The organism is Salmonella sp. 2020_1395 (assembly GCF_043848115.1).
In the GTDB taxonomy this organism is placed as follows: Bacteria; Pseudomonadota; Gammaproteobacteria; order Enterobacterales; family Enterobacteriaceae; genus Salmonella; species Salmonella enterica.
In genome coordinates, this window is record NZ_JBCMFH010000006.1 from 262,130 (window position 1) to 279,221 (window position 17,092).

Below are 17,092 nucleotides of genomic sequence, written 5' to 3' on the forward strand. Positions count from 1 at the left end.
CCGCCCGAATTTGAGAGAGGAAGGCGACGTGGAAAGGTTTGATGCCGTTATTATAGGCGCTGGCGCAGCGGGCATGTTTTGCGCCGCGCAGGCAGGACAGGCGGGTAGCCGCGTGCTGCTCATTGATAATGGCAAGAAGCCAGGACGTAAAATCCTCATGTCCGGCGGTGGGCGCTGCAACTTTACTAATCTTTATGTTGAGCCTGCTGCGTATTTGAGCCAGAACCCCCATTTTTGTAAATCAGCGTTAGCCCGCTATACCCAGTGGGATTTTATCGATCTGGTCGGCAGGTATGGGATAGCCTGGCATGAGAAAACGCTGGGACAGCTTTTTTGCGATGATTCCGCCCAACGCATTGTCGATATGCTGGTTGCCGAGTGCGACAAAGGCGGCGTAACGATGCGCCTGCGTAGCGAGGTATTGAGCGTCGAGCGTGATGAGTCGGGTTTCGTACTGGCGTTGAACGGCGAGACGGTGACTACGCAAAAGCTGGTGATTGCCAGCGGCGGTCTGTCGATGCCGGGGCTTGGCGCATCGCCGTTTGGCTATAAAATCGCCGAACAGTTTGGTCTCAAGGTGTTGCCGACGCGCGCCGGGCTGGTGCCTTTTACCCTACATAAGCCGCTGTTAGAACAGCTCCAGACGCTGTCTGGCGTCTCTGTGCCCTGCGTGATTACTGCCCGCAATGGCACGGTATTTCGGGAAAACCTACTTTTTACCCATCGTGGGCTGTCCGGCCCCGCCGTTTTACAGATTTCCAGCTACTGGCAACCGGGCGAGTTAGTGAGCATTAACTTATTGCCGGACCTCTCGCTGGAAGACGTTCTCAATGAACAGCGTAACGCGCACCCGAACCAGAGTCTGAAGAACACGCTGGCGATGCATCTGCCGAAACGGTTGGTGGAGTGTTTACAACAGTTGGGGCACATCCCGGATGTATCGCTCAGGCAGTTGAACGTTCGTGACCAGCAGGCGTTGGTTGACACGCTTACGGCCTGGCAAGTGCAGCCTAACGGCACCGAAGGCTATCGGACAGCGGAAGTGACGCTGGGCGGCGTGGATACAAACGAACTATCATCGCGGACTATGGAAGCGCGCCGCGTGCCGGGTCTCTATTTTATCGGCGAAGTGATGGATGTCACCGGCTGGTTGGGCGGCTATAACTTCCAGTGGGCGTGGTCGAGCGCCTGGGCCTGCGCGCAGGATTTGGCGGCAAAACGCTAAGTACCATTACAAACAATAAGCGAATAGACATCCCGGACAGAGGTGTTAGTATCGATTTATAGCAGTTATGAGTATGCGTGTTTCATTTACGGCCAGGAACGCTGATGATGACAACATTACTCCCTCTTTTCCGGGTACCTACATCATTCACTCCCTTTGACGGCGAGCGCTTCATCGGCGTCTGTTCGTCGTCTGGCCCCTTTTCTTTTTTCATTCTTATCCCGAATGGAAACCCCCGCTGAGCGCACGCCCGGCGGACTTTGTGACACGCATGGTTAGACAACAGGGATTACGGCGGGTCGATTATGGACAAAATGAAGCGTCATCTGGTGTGGTGGGGAGCGGGGATTCTTGTGGCGGTGGCCGCGATAGCCTGGTGGATGCTGCGCCCTGCGGGAATACCGGAGGGGTTTGCCGCCAGCAACGGCAGAATTGAAGCCACCGAAGTGGATATTGCCACTAAGATTGCCGGGCGTATTGATACCATCCTCGTTTCGGAAGGGCAGTTCGTTCGTCAGGGCGAGGTGCTGGCGAAAATGGATACCCGCGTATTGCAGGAGCAGCGGCTGGAGGCGATTGCGCAGATTAAAGAGGCCGAGAGCGCAGTTGCCGCCGCCCGCGCCTTGCTGGAGCAACGCCAGAGTGAAATGCGCGCCGCGCAGTCGGTCGTCAAACAGCGGGAAGCTGAGCTGGACTCCGTCTCTAAACGTCACGTGCGTTCCCGTTCGCTGTCGCAGCGTGGCGCGGTATCTGTACAACAGTTAGATGACGATCGCGCGGCGGCGGAAAGCGCGCGCGCCGCCCTGGATACCGCCAAAGCGCAGGTATCTGCGGCAAAAGCGGCGATTGAGGCGGCGCGTACCAGTATTATCCAGGCGCAAACGCGCGTGGAAGCGGCGCAGGCGACCGAGCGGCGTATTGTCGCCGACATCGACGACAGCGAATTAAAAGCGCCGCGCGATGGACGCGTGCAGTACCGCGTTGCGGAGCCGGGCGAAGTGTTATCGGCTGGCGGCCGGGTGTTGAACATGGTCGATCTCAGCGATGTTTATATGACATTTTTCCTGCCGACCGAACAGGCGGGGTTGTTGAAGATCGGCGGCGAAGCGCGACTGGTGCTGGACGCCGCGCCGGATCTGCGTATTCCAGCGACGATCAGTTTTGTCGCCAGCGTGGCGCAGTTCACACCCAAAACCGTGGAAACCCACGATGAACGGCTGAAGCTGATGTTCCGCGTCAAAGCGCGTATTCCGCCAGAGCTGCTGCGACAGCATCTGGAATATGTCAAAACCGGTTTGCCGGGAATGGCCTGGGTTCGTCTGGATGAGCGCGTGCCCTGGCCTGACGCTCTAAGCGTGAGGCTGTCGCAATGACGTCGCTGACGCTGGTGCCTGTTCCTCCCGTGGCGCAGCTTGAGGGGGTGAGCCAGCATTACGGAAAAACGGTCGCGCTGAACAATATCACGCTGGACATTCCCGCCCGTAGTATGGTCGGGCTGATTGGTCCGGACGGGGTGGGTAAGTCGAGCCTGCTGTCGCTGATTTCTGGCGCGCGGGTGATTGAGCAAGGGAACGTTATCGTCCTGGGCGGCGATATGCGCGATGCGAAACATCGCCGCGACGTCTGTCCGCGCATCGCCTGGATGCCGCAGGGGTTGGGGAAAAACCTTTATCACACGCTATCGGTTTATGAGAACGTCGATTTTTTCGCTCGTCTCTTTGGTCATGACAAAGCTGAACGCGAAGCGCGTATTACCGAGCTGCTGAACAGCACCGGCCTGGCGCCGTTTCGTGACCGTCCTGCCGGGAAGCTGTCCGGTGGGATGAAACAAAAGCTGGGGTTGTGCTGTGCGCTGATTCATGACCCGGAATTGCTGATTCTTGATGAGCCTACCACCGGCGTGGACCCGCTCTCCCGCGCTCAGTTCTGGGACTTAATCGACAGTATTCGCCAACGGCAGACCAATATGAGCGTGTTGGTCGCAACGGCCTATATGGAAGAGGCGGAGCGTTTTGACTGGCTGGTGGCGATGAATGCGGGCGAGATACTGGCAACCGGCAGTGCGCAGCAACTGCGGGCAAAAACCTATAGCGCGACGCTGGAACAGGCGTTTATCGCCCTGTTGCCAGAAGCGCAGCGCCAGGCGCATAAGCCAGTGGTGATCCCGCCGTATCACGCTGAGCAGGAAGAGATTGCCATTGAGGCGAAAGATCTGACCATGCGCTTCGGTAAGTTCGTCGCGGTTGACCATGTTAATTTCCGCATTCCGCGCGGCGAGATTTTTGGCTTCCTCGGTTCAAACGGTTGCGGCAAATCGACCACCATGAAAATGCTGACCGGTCTGCTTCCCGCCAGCGAAGGCCAGGCCTGGCTATTTGGCCAGCCGGTAGACCCGAACGACATCGATACCCGTCGCCGGGTCGGGTATATGTCGCAGGCTTTTTCTCTCTATAACGAACTCACCGTGCGGCAGAATCTGGAACTTCATGCCCGCCTGTTTCATATTCCGCCAGCGGAGATCCCGGCGCGCGTCGCGCAGATGATCGAACGCTTTATGCTAACGGAGGTGGAAGATACGCTCCCCGCTTCGTTGCCGCTCGGTATCCGCCAGCGTTTATCGCTGGCGGTAGCGGTGATCCATCGCCCGGAAATGCTGATTCTTGATGAGCCAACGTCCGGCGTTGATCCGGTCGCCAGGGATATGTTCTGGCAGCTTATGGTCGATCTTTCGCGTCAGGATAAGGTGACGATTTTTATCTCGACCCATTTTATGAACGAAGCGGAACGTTGCGACCGAATGTCATTGATGCACGCCGGTAAAGTGCTCGCCAGCGGTACGCCGCAGGAATTGGTGCAACAGCGGGGCGCGGCCAATCTGGAAGCGGCGTTTATTTCCTGGCTACAGGAAGCTGCGGGAGCGGCGCCTGAAACCCCAATACCGCCATCCCAGACGCCCGCCGCGTCAGGTAAACCGTCGCGGCAGGGATTGAGCTTCCGGCGTTTGTTCAGCTACAGTCGCCGCGAAGCGCTGGAGCTACGCCGCGATCCGGTACGTTCCACGCTGGCGCTGCTGGGAACGGTAATTCTGATGCTGATTATGGGCTATGGCATCAGTATGGACGTGGAGAACCTGCGTTTTGCCGTACTCGACCGCGATCAAACCGTCAGTAGTCAGGCATGGTCGCTCAATCTGGCGGGATCGCGCTATTTTATCGAACAGCCGCCGCTCGCCAGCTATGACGAGCTTGACCGGCGGATGCGTTCGGGAGAGTTGGCGGTTGCCATTGAGATCCCGCCTAATTTTGGTCGCGATATTGCTCGCGGTAAGCCAGCGCAGATTGGCGTCTGGGTGGATGGCGCCATGCCCAGCCGCGCCGAGACGGTGAAGGGGTACGTTCAGGCGATGCACCAAAGCTGGCTGCAGGAGGCGGCAAGTCGTCAGCCGAACCCGGTTAAACAGACCGGGCTGCTCAACATTGAAACGCGCTATCGTTATAACCCGGATGTGAAAAGTCTGCCCGCTATCGTTCCGGCGGTCATTCCGCTGCTGCTCATGATGATCCCGTCAATGCTTAGTGCCCTGAGCGTGGTGCGGGAGAAAGAGCTGGGGTCGATGATTAATCTGTATGTAACGCCGACGACGCGCAGCGAATTTTTGCTGGGTAAACAACTGCCGTATATCGCGCTGGGTATGCTGAACTTCTTGCTACTGTGCGCGCTGTCGGTCTTTGTGTTCGGCGTGCCGCTGAAAGGCAGCTTTCTCACGCTTACCCTCGCGGCGCTACTTTACGTCATCATCGCCACCGGTCTGGGGCTGCTGATCTCCACGTTTATGAAGAGCCAAATCGCCGCTATTTTTGGGACGTCGATTATTACCCTCATTCCGGCAACACAATTTTCCGGCATGATCGATCCGGTGGCTTCGCTGGAAGGACCGGGAAGATGGATCGGCGAGATCTACCCGACCAGCCATTTTCTGACGATCGCGCGCGGGACGTTTTCCAAAGCGTTGGATCTGTCCGATCTCTGGCCGTTATTTATGCCGTTACTGATTGCCGTCCCGGTGGTGATGGGTCTGAGCATTCTGCTGCTGAAAAAACAGGAGGGGTAATGCGCGGATTACGTAATATTTATAATCTCGGCGTCAAAGAACTGCGCAGTCTGCTGGGCGACAAAGCGATGCTGGCGCTGATCGTCTTCGCCTTTACGATTTCGGTTTACTCCTCCGCTACCGTCCTGCCCGGTTCGTTGCATCTTGCCCCTATCGCCATCGCCGATATGGATCAGTCGCAGTTGTCGAACCGTATTGTGAATAGTTTTTACCGCCCGTGGTTTCTGCCGCCGGAGATGATTACGGCAACGGAAATGGATGTCGGACTGGATGCCGGACGCTATACCTTTGCGGTCAATATTCCGCCGAATTTCCAGCGTGATGTGCTGGCCGGACGTCAGCCTGATATTCAGGTTAACGTCGATGCGACGCGCATGAGTCAGGCGTTTACCGGCAACAGTTATATCCAGAATATTATTAGCGGCGAGGTCAACAGCTTTGTGGCGCGCGCGCGGGGAGATAACGTTCAGCCGGTGTCGCTGGAGATTCGGATGCGCTTTAACCCGAATCTGGACCCGGCGTGGTTTGGCGGCGTGATGGCGATTATCAACAACATTACCATGCTGGCGATAGTGCTGACCGGATCGGCGCTGATCCGCGAGCGAGAACACGGCACGGTAGAGCATCTGTTGGTGATGCCGGTCACGCCCTTTGAGATCATGATGGCAAAAGTGTGGTCGATGGGGCTGGTCGTGCTGGTGGTTTCCGGTTTGTCTTTGATGCTGATGGTGAAAGGCGTACTTGGCGTACCGATTGAAGGATCGATCCCATTGTTTATGTTGGGCGTGGCGCTGAGCCTGTTCGCCACCACTTCAATTGGGATTTTTATGGGCACCATCGCCCGTTCGATGCCGCAACTGGGGTTATTAATGATTCTGGTACTGTTACCGCTACAAATGCTTTCCGGCGGTTCCACGCCGCGCGAAAGTATGCCGCAGGCGGTGCAGGATATTATGCTGACCATGCCGACGACGCATTTTGTCAGCCTTGCCCAGGCTATTCTTTATCGCGGCGCAGGTTTGAGTATCGTCTGGCCGCAGTTCCTGACCCTGTTGGCGATAGGCGGCGTGTTCTTCCTGATAGCGCTGTTACGCTTCAGAAAAACGATTGGCACAATGGCGTGAACATTATTGCCGGATGGCGGCTGCGCCTCATCCGGCCTACAAACGACAGACGTGCGAGCGTAGGCCGGGCAAGCGAAGCGCCCCCGGCGTTAGTCTTCTTTCGGCAAACACTGCAAGTGGCCGTGGCGCACGCCGCGCTGGGCGATAACATCATCGGCAAAATGCTGTACGTCGCCCATATCGCCCTTCAGAACGGCGATCTCCAGACAGTCATCGTGGTTGATATGGACGTGCAGCGTGGCGACGGATAAATCATGATGATGATGCTGGGTGGAGACGATGCGGCTGGCTAAATCCCGTTTCTCATGTTCATAAACATATGAAAGTACCGCGAAACCCTGTGTACCGTGTTCCTGGGTGGCCTCCTGCGCCAGAGCGCCGCGCAAAATATCACGGATCGCTTCGGAGCGATTGTTATAGCCGCGTCGCTGGCTCAGGCTGTCCAGCGTTTCCAGTAAATCGTCATCGAGGGTGATGGTGACACGTTGCATCTGACTTAAACCTTTTGGTATGGCGCGTCGGCGCATGGGAAGCTCCGCATTTTGTAACACACGTCCGCCGCCAGAGGGAAAAATTAATGTGTCATAACGCTTTTGTTATCGTCTGTGGCGTCAGCGTAAACGGTGTGGGGGTACAGACTGCCAGACTGAGCGTATCGAGCTGACACTGGCTGACCGACAAGGCAGAGGGCAACGTGCTGTCCACGCTGACGATTTGCCAGGCGCTGCCGCCGCGTTGTTTTACGATGGCTTCTTTACGCGTCCAGATACGCCAGAAGGCCGCCAGTTGTCGCTCCGGACGTTCCGCTTCCATTTCAGCATGTTCGCCGAGGCTGAATACCGCATTTGCCAGCGAACGCCAGTTATCGCGCGGGCGGATCACTTCAATATCGCAGCCGACTTCACCTTCGTCGCTAAGCAACAGAGCAATAGTGTCGCCGCTATGGCTGAGGTTAAACCACAGCGGCGTTCCGGCGGAAAAAGCCGGTTTACCCTGTTCGCCATACACCATCTTCGGTAGCGGCGAGAGCGCACGGGAAAGCAGCACGCGCCCGGCCAGCCAGCTTGCCCGGCGAACGCCCTGCGGCGCCTGAGCGATTAACGCGTCGGGCAATTGACCTGCGCTTAATGTTGACACTTTTCCCAGAACGATCTGGTACATATCAGGACCAACGTTGCCTATGAAGAAGAGGAGATTGTAGCATCTGTCGCCTCATCCCGGTAAACGGCTTTTCGGTCGGCCTGGCCCCAGTAAGATCGCCAGTTTGCTGCCGCCTTTAGTGGTTTCCATCCAGATTTTGCAGACGCTGGTCAAAGGAACGGACAAGAGCATCCCGACCGGGCCTAATAGCCATCCCCAGACCAATAACGAAAGAAATACCACCAGCGTGGACATTCCCAGACGATGGCCCATCATGCGTGGCTCCATAATGTTGCCAATCACCATATGGACCACCAAAAAGAGCGCGCCGACCAGTACGCACTCGTAAAAACCGTTAAATAACAGCGCCTGAATCATGGGGGGAACGGCGGAAATCACCGAGCCGATATTAGGAACGTAATTGAGCAAAAAGGCCAGTACGCCCCACATTAGCGCAAACTGAATATCCATTAACGCCAGTCCCAGCCAGATAATCGCGCCCGTCCATAAACTGAGCAGCGTTTTCAGCGCCAGATAATGCGAGACGCCTTTCAGGGCGCGGTGCAGGCCGGCAATATGGATTTGTGGATTGTTTAGCGCGAAACGTAATTTATAAGGCACGTGACGCACCTCAAACAGCATAAAAACCACGGTCATCACCAGCAGCACAATGCTTGCCATCGCGCCCGATACGCCGGTCATTAATGTTGTGGTGAAGAGCATGATTTTATCGGAATCCATCCCGCGGAGCATACGTTCCGGCGACATATGTAAATTCAGGAAGGGCATTAACTCCTGAAGGTGTAAGACCTTACGCGTCAGCTCCTTGCTGTATTTAGGCAGCATAGCGATAAATTCATTAAGCGATGCGGCAAGCACACCCACCAGCGCGGTAAGCACGATCAGCATGACGACCACCACAATAGTAATCGCCAGCGGTCGCTTCACGCCCCGACGAATAAACCAGGTCACTAATGGATTAAGAACGATGGCAAAAAAGAGCGCCAGCAAGAGTTGTACAATAATATCCGCCGCGGCATGAATCCCGGCGAGAATAATAACCAGGGAGGCCAGTTTCAGCAGAATATGCATACCCGTTTTGTCGGGTTGAGCGGTTGCCATGAAGTTTTCCTTGTTGTGTTTTTTTCTAAGTGTAGCGGCTGCCCTGATACCGATAATCTGAATCTCACTACTGATTTTCACCGCGCGCCATGATAGAAAAGAAAACATGTTGTAAAAATGCGGTGATACTCATGCCCGAACCCGTCGCTGAACCGGCGCTAAACGGATTGCGCCTCAATCTGCGTATTGTCTCCATTGTGATGTTTAACTTTGCCAGCTACCTGACCATCGGCCTGCCGCTCGCCGTCTTGCCCGGCTATGTGCATGATGCGATGGGATTCAGCGCGTTCTGGGCGGGGCTTATTATCAGCCTGCAATACTTCGCCACTCTGTTAAGCCGTCCCCATGCCGGGCGGTATGCGGATGTATTAGGGCCGAAAAAAATCGTTGTCTTTGGCTTATGCGGCTGTTTTTTAAGCGGACTCGGCTACCTGCTGGCGGATATCGCCAGCGCCTGGCCGATGATCAGTTTGTTGCTACTGGGGCTGGGTCGCGTGATTTTAGGGATTGGGCAAAGTTTTGCCGGCACCGGTTCGACACTGTGGGGCGTCGGCGTCGTCGGGTCGTTGCATATTGGTCGGGTCATCTCCTGGAACGGTATCGTCACCTACGGCGCAATGGCGATGGGCGCGCCGTTGGGCGTGCTGTGTTATGCCTGGGGCGGGTTACAGGGACTGGCGCTAACGGTGATGGGCGTGGCGCTGTTGGCGGTACTGTTAGCCCTTCCACGTCCGTCGGTGAAGGCGAACAAAGGCAAGCCGCTGCCGTTTCGCGCGGTGCTGGGGCGTGTCTGGCTGTATGGTATGGCGTTGGCGCTGGCCTCGGCAGGGTTTGGCGTCATCGCGACGTTTATTACCTTATTTTATGATGCTAAAGGTTGGGATGGCGCCGCCTTTGCGCTCACGTTATTTAGCGTCGCGTTTGTCGGCACGCGTTTGCTGTTCCCTAACGGCATCAATCGTTTAGGCGGGTTGAATGTCGCCATGATCTGCTTTGGCGTGGAGATTATTGGTCTGTTACTGGTGGGGACGGCAGCCATGCCGTGGATGGCAAAAATCGGCGTTTTACTCACGGGGATGGGGTTTTCGCTGGTCTTTCCGGCGCTGGGCGTGGTGGCCGTCAAAGCCGTGCCGCCGCAGAACCAGGGCGCGGCGCTGGCGACCTATACCGTCTTTATGGATATGTCTTTGGGGGTTACCGGGCCGCTGGCGGGGCTGGTGATGACCTGGGCGGGCGTGCCGGTGATTTATCTGGCGGCAGCCGGGCTGGTAGCGATGGCGCTATTGCTGACCTGGCGCTTAAAAAAACGGCCTCCGTCTGCACTGCCGGAGGCCGCATCATCATCGTAAAGGTTACTTAATAACTAACGTATTGATGATGTTTTCAGCCGTGGTTTGCGCTTTTTGCTGATTGTCCGCAGGCAGCGTGACCTGAATCGTCAGCAATTGGTTATCCACTTTGCCCAGCACGATGGAAGAGTACGCTGTCTGGCCTTTCGCGGAGATAATGCTGTCCAGTTGTTGCAACGTATGGCCTTTGAGCTCAATAGACTTATTGGTGACGACCTGAAGCTGCGGGTCGCGGCTACGCTGTTGCTCAAGCAGGCGGTTCGCCAGCACCGGCAACGCTTCATCGGTATTATCGCCGACGATAACAATCACCGCTTTCTGGCCCGTCGGGTCAGAATAAACGTGCATATTATTCGCCTGGGTGCCCAGCTTACCGCTTTGATCGGTCATATCCGCCGGCAGTGAGAAACTGAGTTTGCCATCCATCAGGCTGATGGGCTGACCGGAGGCCTGGCTTTCTGCGGCGGCGCTTTCTGCCGACGCTTTTGTATCGTTGTTATCACAGGCCGCAAGCCCCATAACCAGCAGGCCAATACCGGCATATTTAACCAAATTGCGCATTGACTTCTTCCTTTCGATAAACGGCCATAACGGCTCATTCGCTCATCTTATCACAACTCGGAAAACGAACCTTTAACTTGCCGGTAATGGGGAAATTTCAGATTTATCTGCCAGCTTTTTCAGCAACATATTCAGTAGAACGCCGTACATCGGCAGGAAGAAAATAATGCTGATGAGCACCTTAAAGCAATAATCCACCAGCGCAATTTCCATCCAGTGCCCGGCCATAAAGGCATCGGGGCTTCGCCAGAACGCAATGAAGAAAAAGGCAAGGGTATCGCTGATATTGCCAAACAGCGTTGAAGCGGTCGGCGCCAGCCACCAGCGACGATTTTGGCGCAGGCGGTTAAACACATGGACATCAAGGATCTGTCCCAGCGCGTAGGCCATAAAGCTGGCGGCGGCGATACGGGCGACAAACAGATTAAAGTTCGCCAGCGCGGCGAAACCTTGCCAGGCGCCCATATAGAACAGCGATGACACCACATATGACACCAGCAGCGCAGGGATCATGACGGCGAAGATAATGCGGCGCGCCAGCGGTGCGCCAAAAATACGCACGGTAAGATCGGTGGCGAGAAAAATAAAAGGAAAACTAAACGCGCCCCAGGTCGTGTGGAAACCAAAAATAGTGATGGGGAGCTGCACCAGATAGTTACTGGAAATGATCACCAGTAAATGGAATAGCGATAGCCAGAACAACGCTTTTACGCGCTGTGATTGTGTAAACGGAGTCATATTGTGACCTTTTTGTTGGATGGGGTGAGGGAACCCAATAAAGAACCGCCGCATAATACTGTTTTGCGCTGGCATTGCAATGGCTAATTTTCACGCAATCGTTAACCTGCCTGGCTTACTGACGAAGATGGGCGTAAAATATCGCCGTTTTTCTACTATTGAGACGAAGATGAGCGATCTGTTTTCCTCCCCTGACCATACGCTTGACGCCCTGGGGCTGCGTTGCCCTGAACCGGTAATGATGGTGCGCAAAACGGTGCGCAACATGCAAACTGGCGAAACATTGCTGATTATCGCCGACGATCCGGCGACGACGCGTGATATTCCGGGGTTCTGTACCTTTATGGAACACGATTTGCTGGCGCAAGAGACGGAGGGTCTGCCGTACCGCTATTTATTGCGTAAAGCGCATTAACCGCACGGCAGATAACATTCTGATTAGAAGCTTTCCCAGTTCGCCTGTTCTGCGGCGGGCTGTGGCGTTAAGCCTTTGCTTAACGGCGTCGGCGACGCCTCCCGACGAGGCTGTTTCTGGATGCGGAACGCGGCGACCGCCTGACGAAGTTTGTTAGCCTGATCTTCCAGCGCCGCCGCCGCTGCTGCGGATTCCTCTACCAGCGAGGCGTTTTGCTGCGTCACGCTGTCCATTTCCGATACCGCCTGCGCCACCTGCTCAATGCCTTTGCTTTGCTCATCGGAGGCAGAGGCGATTTCGCCCATAATATCGGTTACGCGGGTCACGGCGTTGACGATCTCTTTCATGGTTTCTCCCGCTTCGCGTACCTGCGTAGAGCCGGTATCAATGCGCGACACGGAGTTTTCAATCAGCACTTTGATCTCTTTGGCGGCCTGCGCGCTACGGCTGGCCAACGTGCGTACCTCTCCGGCCACGACCGCGAATCCTCGCCCCTGTTCGCCGGCACGGGCGGCTTCTACCGCGGCGTTCAGCGCCAGGATATTAGTCTGGAAGGCGATACCGTCAATCACGCTGGTGATGTCCACGATTTTTTCCGAACTTTCGGCGATATCGTTCATGGTGTTCACTACGTTATCCACCACGCGTCCTCCTTTACGCGCGGTTTCTGATGCGGTTTTCGCCAGACCCGTCGCCTGTCGTGCGTTATCGGTGTTTTGCCGTACCGTGGCGGTTAACTGTTCCATGCTGGCGGCGGTCTCCTCCAGCGCCGAGGCCTGCTGTTCGGTACGGGAAGAGAGGTCGCTGCTGCCGGCGGAAATTTCGCCTGCGCCAGTATAGATAGAGTCTGCGTTATCGCGCACCGCGCTGACGGTACGGATTAACGACTGCTGCATCGTTTTGAGACCGGCGGCCAGTTGGCCCATTTCACTGCGTCCTTCGGCCTCTATCTCATGGGTAAGATCGCCGTCGGCGATCGTTTGAATGTGCGCCATAATCCGTTGCAGCGGGCGGAGTAGAACGCGTTGCAGCCCCAGCCAGATAAACGCCAGCACGATGAGTACGATAAGTAGAATTATCCCCAGCGTCCATTGCATCTGGGTAAAACTGCTCTGATTCTGATCGCTGGCTAATTTTATTAATTGCGCATTTTGAGAGAGCCACTGGTCATATACCTGCTCCATGTCATCCTGCGCTTTTTGCGCGTCAAGGTTGCCATAGGCGGCGTAATTATCGGCTTTAAGATAGTGGATAGACTGCTGCAAAACGTCATACATCTGCTTAAAGCTGGCTTCGGCCTGGGCATCCAACGCCGGATCTTTGCCCGCGATCGCTTCGGAGTTCACGTAGTTGTTGAAATGTTTTTCCGCTTCGTTGAGCGACGCGCCAGCGTTGGTTAACAGCGTGTTCATGGCATCCAGTGAGGCGGGATCGCGCTGATTTTTTAACATGCGTATCGCCACGCGGTTAATGGTGACGCGGGTTTCGATCAATGTCTGAAAACTGCCGCCCAGTTCCTGTTGTTGGTAACTCAGTGCGCTCGCATTCTGGAAATTCAGCCGATCGCTGCTGACGGCGGAATAAAACAGTATTCCTGTCACCAGCAATAAGGCGCTAAATATGCCCAGCGTCGCGATAACGCCGGTGATGACTTTGATATTTTTCATAGTGCCTAACATTCCTTATTTTGTAGACGGTATGATCAATATCGGTTGGATAAAAATTAACCTTACATCAAATCACGCTATTTCTGATTAATGGTTTGATAAGTAATAGAAAATAAATAATTTTCGCGTGAATAATATGTACAAAGAAAGGAATATCGCGGGATAACCCGGCGACACGACGCGACGCCGCCGGGCGGGAGAGGATTATTTTTTACGCAGCAAACGTAGCGCGTTGGCGGTCACCAATACCGTGGCTCCCGTATCCGCCAGGATTGCCAGCCATAGCCCGGTAAAACCAAGTAGCGTCGTCACCAGGAAAATAGCTTTCAGCCCCAGCGCAATGGTGATGTTCTGCCGGATATTCGCGTGGGTAGCGCGCGCCAGCGTAATCATCTGCGCTAACCCGCGCAGACGGTTATGAGTAAGGGCGGCGTCAGCCGTTTCCAGCGCGACGTCAGTACCGCTGCCCATCGCAATTCCGATACTGGCGGCTTTCATCGCGGGCGCATCATTAATGCCGTCGCCCACCATCGCCAGCGGCGCTTGTTGGTTAAGGGCGGTGACTGCCCGCACCTTGTCTTCCGGCAGTAGTCCGGCTTTAAATGCCAGATCCAGCTCGCCGGCAATCGCTGCCGCCGCCCGTGGGTTATCGCCGGTCAGAATCACGCCGTTAACGCCTAACTGATGCAGTTCGCGGATGGCGTCGCGCGCATCGTCACGCAACGTATCCTGGAGGGCGAGGACGCCAAGTACGGTCTCGTTACGCAGCACCAGAACCACCGTCTGCCCGGCGTTTTCCAGTTCGCTAATTTGCCCGGCAAACGCTGCCGCAGGCTGTTTTCCCGCCGCGCAAATCAGAATACGTTCGCCGTTAACCTGCGCTTCAATCCCGGTGCCGGCCAGCGTTCGCTGCGATTCCGCCGTCGGGATCGCCAGATCGCGTGTCTGCGCTTCGCGGATAATAGCCTGTGCCAGCGGGTGCGTAGCGCCTTGTTCTACGGCTGCCGCCAGCGCCAACAGTTCAGCCTCGCTGATACCGCTTGCCGGATGAATCGCCGTCACCCGTGGTTTACCGATGGTCAACGTACCGGTTTTATCAAAGGCGACCTGCGTGATACGGCCCAGTTGCTCCAGCGCTGCGCCGCCTTTAATCAATGCGCCGCGCCGTGCCGCCGCCGCTAGCCCGGAGGTAATGGCCGCGGGCGTGGAGATCACCAGCGCGCACGGGCAACCGATTAATAGCAGCGTCAGCCCTTTATAAATCCACTCCTGCCAGCCGCCATCGAACATCAGCGGCGGAATAAGCGTCACCAGCAGCGCAATGACCATAATGACTGGCGTATAGATGCGGCTGAAACGGTCAATAAACCGCTCAATGGGCGCACGGCGCTCTTCCGCCTCTTCAATCAGCGTCAGGATACGGTCAATCGCGCTGGCGCCAGGTTCAGATAGCACCTCCAGGGTGACGAGACGGTCAACGCTGGTCGCGCCTGCCGGGACTTTGTCGCCCGTTGCGCGCTCCACAGGGATAGACTCGCCGGTGAGCGCGCTTTCATCAAAGCTGGCGAAACCGGAAACCAGTTTACCGTCGGCGGGTAAACGCCCCCCGGCGGCGACTTCGATAATATCGCCCGGTCGCAGGGTATTAATAGCGACCTCTTCCCGCACGCCGTCGCGCAGACGGGTCGCCGTTTCCGGTTTAAGCGCCATTAACGCGCTGACGCCTTTACGGGCGCGGCTGGCGGCCCATCCTTCCAGGCGCTCGCCGATGAGGAACAGCAGCAATACCATTGCTGCTTCCGCCGTCGCGCCAATAAACAGCGCGCCAATGGCGGCGACGCTCATCAGCGTTTCAATAGCGAACCAACTGCCGCTTTTCATCAGCCGCAGCGCCTGGCGGGCAATAGGATACAGACCGACCAGAGTGGTGACGATAAAGGCCAGTTGGCCGAACGGGTGGTTAAATTGCTCCAGCCCCCAGCTTATCGCCATCATAATGATCAGCGTAATAAGCGGCAGGTTCTCTTTAAGACGAGATTCAGGCGCGGCGTCGCGCGAATCTTCACTACGCAAGGTATAACCCGCCTTCTGTACGGCGCGTTCAATTTGCGCGCGGAGGTCGGCGTCGGCATCGACCACTAACTTTTCGGTGGCGAACAGCACTTGCGCCTGGTTGACGCCGCGAATTTGGCGGACCGCACTCTCCACTTTTCGGGCGCAGGCGGCGCAGTCCATGCCGGAGATTTTCCAGGTATAGCGCGTGCCTGCCACGGCAGTAGAAACAGGCGCGCTGGACGCGCAATGTTCTTCGCAGCAGCAGCTATCGGCCTTCTGTATTGCCGGGGCTAATCTGAAGGAGGTAAAGGGCGGGACTTTTTTGCCATCGGTATCAGGGGTCGACATAACGTCCTCCGGTTGATGATAATTTTCTCATTAACCGGAGGATACACTCTGGAGTCGACTCCAGAGTCAAGCGCTATTATTTACAGGTACAGCGAGCGAACAATCAGGAAGTGTCCGGCAAAGTAGCAGGCGGCGGCAATCGCGTTATCCGCCCGGAAACGGCGGCGGTAATGGCTACCCAGCCAGACGATATTGCCGATGAACAGCAGCGTCGCGCCGGTAAAGGCCGAAAGGGCTGGCGCCGTTGGGCGGAAGAACCACAGTTCGCCCGCCAGCCAGACCATGACCAGCGTCATGGCGATAAAAGTACATACCGGCCAGCGTAGCTCCTCCAGTCGCGTCCAGATAACGGCGATAAGCAACGCGCCGACTATCAGTAACGCCAGCGGCAGCGGCCAGAAGAACGACAACGTCATTTGGCTGGCAAAGTAAATGGTGTAGAGCAGATGCGATAAGAAAAATGCCCCGACGGCGTACAGCAGGCGTTGACGCGGCAAGAGCGTTAACGCATCGCCGACCAGCGAGGCGCACAGTCCGGCCAACACAAGATAACTGATGGCGTCAAACATCGGCGCTTGCCAGGCCAGTAACAGCAACAGTAATAACGTGACGGGCTTAAAAACCCAGCGTTGCCAGGCTGGCCCGCGATAGGAGGCGTCCACATACAGCCATGCGGACAGGCAGACAGCGATAAACGACCAAAGCATCTTAATTCCTTGAATTCGTTATTTTTTCGCAAACGGTATGCTTGCGGCTCTATTATTCAGTGTAGAGGCCGTGACGGTCAGATGACAACACTATAACGGGCAGGGTATGCTTATTTCCGCATTTTCTGACAGGTTAACAGTATGAGTAAGCCACCGCTTTTCTTCATTATAATCATCGCATTAATCGTGGTTGCCGCGTCGTTTCGCTTCGTTCAGCAACGGCGGGAAAAAGCCGCTAATGAGGCGGCGCCGTTACAGCAAAAGCTGGTCGTGGTCAGCAGTAAACGGGAGAAGCCGGTTAACGACCGACGCTCTCGCCAGCAGGAAGTGAGCCCGGCGGGAACCAGTATGCGCTATGAGGCCAGTTTTAAGCCGCTCAATGGCGGTCTCGAAAAAACGTTCCGTTTACAAGCGCAGCAGTACCACGCTTTGACGGTGGGCGATCAAGGTACGCTGAGCTATAAGGGAACGCGGTTCGTCGGGTTTGTTAGCCGTACCCCGGATAACGAATAAACCGTCATCCGGCAGCA

The 17,092-nt window shown here is 56.0% G+C and carries 15 protein-coding genes; 7 read left to right on the top strand and 8 right to left on the bottom strand.

Features of this window, described 5'->3' with window-relative positions:
- Positions 1 to 28: 28 nt before the first annotated feature.
- The 4 genes from ACH0WD_RS12240 to ACH0WD_RS12255 all read left to right on the top strand — a co-directional run bounded on the left by ACH0WD_RS12240 (position 29) and on the right by ACH0WD_RS12255 (position 6,460).
- Complete coding sequence (locus ACH0WD_RS12240) at positions 29 to 1,225, top strand: NAD(P)/FAD-dependent oxidoreductase (RefSeq protein WP_000439230.1); 1,197 nt, start codon at positions 29 to 31, stop codon at positions 1,223 to 1,225.
- 305 nt (positions 1,226 to 1,530) lie between these two features.
- On the top strand, positions 1,531 to 2,598 hold the full coding sequence (locus ACH0WD_RS12245) for an HlyD family secretion protein (RefSeq protein WP_000359832.1): 1,068 nt from the start codon (positions 1,531 to 1,533) through the stop codon (positions 2,596 to 2,598).
- Positions 2,595 to 5,336 (top strand): ribosome-associated ATPase/putative transporter RbbA, encoded by a 2,742-nt coding sequence (gene rbbA, locus ACH0WD_RS12250; RefSeq protein WP_000202928.1) that lies wholly within the window; start codon positions 2,595 to 2,597, stop codon positions 5,334 to 5,336. Before ACH0WD_RS12245 ends, rbbA begins: the two co-directional genes overlap by 4 nt.
- On the top strand, positions 5,336 to 6,460 hold the full coding sequence (locus ACH0WD_RS12255) for an ABC transporter permease (RefSeq protein ID WP_001214759.1): 1,125 nt from the start codon (positions 5,336 to 5,338) through the stop codon (positions 6,458 to 6,460). Before rbbA ends, ACH0WD_RS12255 begins: the two co-directional genes overlap by 1 nt.
- An 89-nt stretch (positions 6,461 to 6,549) precedes the next feature.
- Here the strand turns inward: ACH0WD_RS12255 and nikR are convergent, their stop codons facing one another.
- From nikR to ACH0WD_RS12270, 3 genes are all read right to left on the bottom strand, one after another.
- Complete coding sequence (gene nikR / locus ACH0WD_RS12260; protein ID WP_001190057.1) at positions 6,550 to 6,951, bottom strand: nickel-responsive transcriptional regulator NikR; 402 nt, start codon at positions 6,949 to 6,951, stop codon at positions 6,550 to 6,552.
- 91 nt (positions 6,952 to 7,042) lie between these two features.
- Complete coding sequence (gene acpT / locus ACH0WD_RS12265) at positions 7,043 to 7,621, bottom strand: 4'-phosphopantetheinyl transferase AcpT (RefSeq protein WP_000284368.1); 579 nt, start codon at positions 7,619 to 7,621, stop codon at positions 7,043 to 7,045.
- A gap of 51 nt (positions 7,622 to 7,672) precedes the next feature.
- Positions 7,673 to 8,722, bottom strand: coding sequence for an AI-2E family transporter (locus ACH0WD_RS12270; protein WP_000179588.1), 1,050 nt, complete (start codon positions 8,720 to 8,722; stop codon positions 7,673 to 7,675).
- A gap of 89 nt (positions 8,723 to 8,811) precedes the next feature.
- On the opposite strand from ACH0WD_RS12270, the gene ACH0WD_RS12275 reads away from it, so the two are divergent.
- Positions 8,812 to 10,071 (top strand): MFS transporter, encoded by a 1,260-nt coding sequence (locus ACH0WD_RS12275; RefSeq protein ID WP_001576500.1) that lies wholly within the window; start codon positions 8,812 to 8,814, stop codon positions 10,069 to 10,071.
- Between the two features lie 3 nt (positions 10,072 to 10,074).
- On the opposite strand, the gene ACH0WD_RS12280 is transcribed toward ACH0WD_RS12275, so the two are convergent.
- Positions 10,075 to 10,632, bottom strand: coding sequence for a DcrB family lipoprotein (locus ACH0WD_RS12280; RefSeq protein ID WP_001245277.1), 558 nt, complete (start codon positions 10,630 to 10,632; stop codon positions 10,075 to 10,077).
- 72 nt (positions 10,633 to 10,704) lie between these two features.
- On the bottom strand, positions 10,705 to 11,370 hold the full coding sequence (locus ACH0WD_RS12285; protein WP_001518097.1) for a 7-cyano-7-deazaguanine/7-aminomethyl-7-deazaguanine transporter: 666 nt from the start codon (positions 11,368 to 11,370) through the stop codon (positions 10,705 to 10,707).
- A 169-nt stretch (positions 11,371 to 11,539) separates the two neighbouring features.
- On the opposite strand from ACH0WD_RS12285, the gene tusA reads away from it, so the two are divergent.
- Complete coding sequence (gene tusA, locus ACH0WD_RS12290) at positions 11,540 to 11,785, top strand: sulfurtransferase TusA (protein ID WP_001541054.1); 246 nt, start codon at positions 11,540 to 11,542, stop codon at positions 11,783 to 11,785.
- Between the two features lie 23 nt (positions 11,786 to 11,808).
- On the opposite strand, the gene ACH0WD_RS12295 is transcribed toward tusA, so the two are convergent.
- The 3 genes from ACH0WD_RS12295 to ACH0WD_RS12305 all read right to left on the bottom strand — a co-directional run bounded on the left by ACH0WD_RS12295 (position 11,809) and on the right by ACH0WD_RS12305 (position 16,562).
- A complete protein-coding gene (locus ACH0WD_RS12295; RefSeq protein WP_000789679.1) occupies positions 11,809 to 13,452 on the bottom strand; it encodes a methyl-accepting chemotaxis citrate transducer in 1,644 nt (547 codons plus the stop codon).
- Between the two features lie 204 nt (positions 13,453 to 13,656).
- The gene (gene zntA / locus ACH0WD_RS12300; protein WP_000106674.1) at positions 13,657 to 15,855 is read right to left on the bottom strand and encodes a Zn(II)/Cd(II)/Pb(II) translocating P-type ATPase ZntA; all 2,199 of its coding nucleotides are present in this window, start codon (positions 15,853 to 15,855) and stop codon (positions 13,657 to 13,659) included.
- Positions 15,856 to 15,935: 80 nt separating this feature from the next.
- Positions 15,936 to 16,562 (bottom strand): lysoplasmalogenase, encoded by a 627-nt coding sequence (locus ACH0WD_RS12305; protein ID WP_000964735.1) that lies wholly within the window; start codon positions 16,560 to 16,562, stop codon positions 15,936 to 15,938.
- Positions 16,563 to 16,703: 141 nt separating this feature from the next.
- Between ACH0WD_RS12305 and ACH0WD_RS12310 the strand changes: the two genes are divergently transcribed.
- The gene (locus tag ACH0WD_RS12310) at positions 16,704 to 17,075 is read left to right on the top strand and encodes a DUF2500 domain-containing protein (protein ID WP_000042852.1); all 372 of its coding nucleotides are present in this window, start codon (positions 16,704 to 16,706) and stop codon (positions 17,073 to 17,075) included.
- The last annotated feature ends 17 nt before the right edge of the window (positions 17,076 to 17,092 follow it).

Bases quoted from the DNA above. Each gene is read 5' to 3' on its own strand.
- ACH0WD_RS12245 (WP_000359832.1), top strand. From the start codon at position 1,531: ATGGACAAAATGAAGCGTCATCTGGTGTGGTGGGGAGCGGGGATTCTT.
- rbbA (WP_000202928.1), top strand. From the start codon at position 2,595: ATGACGTCGCTGACGCTGGTGCCTGTTCCTCCCGTGGCGCAGCTTGAG.
- ACH0WD_RS12255 (WP_001214759.1), top strand. From the start codon at position 5,336: ATGCGCGGATTACGTAATATTTATAATCTCGGCGTCAAAGAACTGCGC.
- nikR (WP_001190057.1), bottom strand. From the start codon at position 6,951: ATGCAACGTGTCACCATCACCCTCGATGACGATTTACTGGAAACGCTG.
- acpT (WP_000284368.1), bottom strand. From the start codon at position 7,621: ATGTACCAGATCGTTCTGGGAAAAGTGTCAACATTAAGCGCAGGTCAA.
- ACH0WD_RS12270 (WP_000179588.1), bottom strand. From the start codon at position 8,722: ATGGCAACCGCTCAACCCGACAAAACGGGTATGCATATTCTGCTGAAA.
- ACH0WD_RS12275 (WP_001576500.1), top strand. From the start codon at position 8,812: ATGATAGAAAAGAAAACATGTTGTAAAAATGCGGTGATACTCATGCCC.
- ACH0WD_RS12280 (WP_001245277.1), bottom strand. From the start codon at position 10,632: ATGCGCAATTTGGTTAAATATGCCGGTATTGGCCTGCTGGTTATGGGG.
- ACH0WD_RS12285 (WP_001518097.1), bottom strand. From the start codon at position 11,370: ATGACTCCGTTTACACAATCACAGCGCGTAAAAGCGTTGTTCTGGCTA.
- tusA (WP_001541054.1), top strand. From the start codon at position 11,540: ATGAGCGATCTGTTTTCCTCCCCTGACCATACGCTTGACGCCCTGGGG.
- ACH0WD_RS12295 (WP_000789679.1), bottom strand. From the start codon at position 13,452: ATGAAAAATATCAAAGTCATCACCGGCGTTATCGCGACGCTGGGCATA.
- zntA (WP_000106674.1), bottom strand. From the start codon at position 15,855: ATGTCGACCCCTGATACCGATGGCAAAAAAGTCCCGCCCTTTACCTCC.
- ACH0WD_RS12305 (WP_000964735.1), bottom strand. From the start codon at position 16,562: ATGCTTTGGTCGTTTATCGCTGTCTGCCTGTCCGCATGGCTGTATGTG.
- ACH0WD_RS12310 (WP_000042852.1), top strand. From the start codon at position 16,704: ATGAGTAAGCCACCGCTTTTCTTCATTATAATCATCGCATTAATCGTG.